At 36.5% G+C, this 2,919-nt stretch carries 6 protein-coding genes; 3 read left to right on the top strand and 3 right to left on the bottom strand.

The genetic code is table 11. The annotated features are described in order from the left end of the window. The first annotated feature begins 96 nt into the window (after window positions 1–96). From IQ211_RS18665 to IQ211_RS18655, 3 genes are all read left to right on the top strand, one after another. Window positions 97–753, top strand: a complete 657-nt coding sequence (locus tag IQ211_RS18665; RefSeq protein WP_189761304.1) for a hypothetical protein — start codon at window positions 97–99, stop codon at window positions 751–753. Window positions 754–755: 2 nt separating this feature from the next. Beyond that, complete coding sequence (locus tag IQ211_RS18660) at window positions 756–1,151, top strand: DUF1240 domain-containing protein (protein WP_189761303.1); 396 nt, start codon at window positions 756–758, stop codon at window positions 1,149–1,151. 130 nt (window positions 1,152–1,281) lie between these two features. Then, the gene (locus IQ211_RS18655; RefSeq protein ID WP_189761302.1) at window positions 1,282–1,731 is read left to right on the top strand and encodes a GNAT family N-acetyltransferase; all 450 of its coding nucleotides are present in this window, start codon (window positions 1,282–1,284) and stop codon (window positions 1,729–1,731) included. 63 nt (window positions 1,732–1,794) lie between these two features. Here the strand turns inward: IQ211_RS18655 and IQ211_RS18650 are convergent, their stop codons facing one another. The 3 genes from IQ211_RS18650 to IQ211_RS18640 all read right to left on the bottom strand — a co-directional run. Next, complete coding sequence (locus tag IQ211_RS18650; RefSeq protein WP_189761301.1) at window positions 1,795–2,121, bottom strand: lysozyme inhibitor LprI family protein; 327 nt, start codon at window positions 2,119–2,121, stop codon at window positions 1,795–1,797. Further along, the gene (locus IQ211_RS18645) at window positions 2,122–2,553 is read right to left on the bottom strand and encodes a hypothetical protein (protein ID WP_189761300.1); all 432 of its coding nucleotides are present in this window, start codon (window positions 2,551–2,553) and stop codon (window positions 2,122–2,124) included. A 285-nt stretch (window positions 2,554–2,838) separates the two neighbouring features. After that, the coding region (locus tag IQ211_RS18640) for an IS1 family transposase (protein WP_228011593.1) at window positions 2,839–2,919 on the bottom strand (81 nt) is incomplete at its 5' end.

The raw sequence follows: 2,919 nt of genomic DNA, 5'->3' as shown, positions 1-2,919 counted from the left end.
ATCCCTTTAACTGCACAACAAGAGGGACAGGTCACATCAATCTTTGCCATCTGAATGTTCTCCAAATAGGCATACTATACATGATTCAATAAATTGATGTCACGACCGAATTCTCTATCCTATTTATTTAATTGGACTGATCCCATTTCTACCTACGCAGGAAACATCCATGATTCGCTCGATTTTTATGGAATCATTCGTGAGTTTGGGCGATTAGGTGTTACTGCGACAGAGTATGTAGGAGAGCACGGAAAACGATATATTAAGATATCAGGACATGCGGGTCTTAGACGTATTATTACAGGGACACGATATGGTGCCAGCAACCCTAAAATGTTGTCGATGGGGATAGGACAGCAAGGCCTTAATTCAAATATTGTGAAAGGGGTTAAATTCTGTATTATCTTTTCTGTTATGTATCGAACGATCGAACTCATCTTTAAAGATGAATACACCTTAGCGGAGTTCATAGGTAATATCACGGCTGATATGGCTAAAGTTGCTATTACTGCTGCTGTAACATGGGCGGCAGGAACAATGTTAGGTGCAATGGCAGTAGTAGGAGGAAGCATTATTGTCTCAGCGGGTATTGTTTTGCTTGTTGGAGTGGCCGTTACTATCGGATTGGATTATATTGATAAAAAATATAAAATCAGTGAAAAAATCATTGAAGTTATAAAAAGTCAGATAGAGAGGAACCCCCGCTCTCCTGAAGTTGATTTACAGAAAATATTTAATACGTGGCCTCGATAAATATGGTAAGCAATAAAGTTCGTCTGTTATGTGCATTCTTTATTTTTCCAATAGTATTGTTCTGCATGTATGTAGTTACTACTTATTTTTTTTCTTTGGTTTTATTGAAGAATGAAATAACTTTTTCTGCGGGGGTTTTTATTGTATTTTTCTCCTTTCCTTTTGTTTTATGCGGACTTATAGGTGCCACCTATTTCATGCTAACTCAAAGAAAACCAAAATATTATGACCAGTTTATTAAGGTGTTTGGGGTTATTGCTTTGGTTTCACTTATTTTGAGTGTGCCCGTATCATCTTATGTTAATTTTAAACTAAAAAATGATGGCTATTTGGTTTGTAACAAAATTTCATGGATGTCACCAACAACCTATGTAAAAAACTTATCACTCTGTAAATGAAAATTTTTGTAAATATTCTGCCCTCATGTTTTCTCTTGTTTAGCCTCTAAAAATTAGAGGCTATTTTGAGTAGTTATCATGGTGTTAAATATTGTTTTAAAGAAAATAACTATTACTGTTGGATAAAAATATGGCACAACACTTTCATTGGCAGAAAGAAAACTACCAAGTTTCAACAGACAAATCGCTTTTAGATATTACCGCTATTCACCAATTTTTGACACGTTCCCGTTGGGCGGAAGGTATTGATCTCGAAATGGTACGGTCTGCTATTGAAAACAGTCTGACATTTGGGTTGTATAAAGATAAAACTCAAATAGGGTTTGCCAGGCTTGTCACAGATTTTGCGACGTTCGGCTATCTATGTGATGTTTATGTCTTGGAAGAATATCAAAAACAACAATTAGGCCACTGGTTGATAACGTGTTGTCAATCTCATCCCGTTATGCAACGGCTACGTAGAATTATGCTTGTGACGTCAACGGCACCCTGGTTATATGAAAAATTTGGCTACTCTCCCGTTAGTTATGAAAATGGTGTTTGGCAAATAGTTCGCCCAAATATTTATAAGAAAAAGTAACAGGATTTTTTACAAAAAACTCAAGGAAAGAAAATTATTCCTTGAGTTTTCAGTTAATTATTCTCAAATCGGTTTCTCTATTGAATTATACAGCGTATCAAGCTGATTAATACGTTGGTGGTAACTTTGCAGCAAACAAGTTGTATCGCCCTTGCATTTGTGGCGCTGTTTCAGCCATGCAGTTTGGTTATCATACATTTCGCCAGATACGCCCATGGCAAACAATCCGCGCAGAAAATGATATTTCACACTTAATTCCACATCCAGATCATTTAGCTTTGGGTTTGAACAAATTGCTTTCTCATTCGGTGTTTTGGCTTTGGCACAGTCAAAACTGGCCGCAAAACTGAGTGGGGAGAAAATAAGTAACATAAACCAGAGATATTTCATTTAGTTCTCCTTTATGGGAAAGAATCTGAATGACCGAGCTTTGCCAGTTGCATCTAATTTGCAGGAGAATCGAATGTCATGCCAGCCATCATTCGTCCTATACATACCGATGCCGACCAATTCAGAAGGCTGTTTGAGTCTGATACTCTCTTTTGAATCTATACCGAGGAAAATTTTATCTGTGTCTTTATAATATTTCTTAATGATGGGTAAGGCAAAAGGGCGACAAATAAACTCCGCCACTTTTTTGGCATCTGACCAACTTTCTACCATTGATAGAGCAGATTTATCTGTAACTTGTTCATTAATTTGCTGTTGCAGGTATTTTGTCTGGTCTGGCGATAATTGTTGAGATGGTACTTGTGCTTGTGCAAAGGCAGATAATAGTAGACTGATGACTCCCAAATAAGTTAAGTATCTTGAGTAAAACATAATGGTATACTCCTTGTTTGAGATTCAAAAAGTATGGCATAGATTTTTTCGTCGCGCCAATAATATACTGCCGTTGCATGAGTCTTGGGTTATTTATCGATAAGATTAATAGACCAACCAATTGATAGCTAAGGCTAAAGTTGTCGCTGCTGTATCTTTCACATTATCAATAAGAATAATATTAGGATATTCCGTTCTTGTGGTACTAGGGTAAAGATATTCGATTAACACTCTATTGGCTTGATCGGCTAATTCTTGGTCACGTATTCAAAATGTTGATTGGTCTTAAATATAATATTCTCTTTCGATAAAAGTCCCGATGACTTTGTCATGCATTTCCGGTGATTTTGAATAGCCTAATGTTTT

The sequence above is a fragment of the Xenorhabdus griffiniae genome (assembly GCF_015163655.1).
GTDB classification, from domain to species: Bacteria; Pseudomonadota; Gammaproteobacteria; order Enterobacterales; family Enterobacteriaceae; genus Xenorhabdus; species Xenorhabdus griffiniae.
The sequence above is the reverse complement of the archived record's forward strand: the minus strand, read 5'-3'. Positions and strand labels throughout refer to the sequence as shown.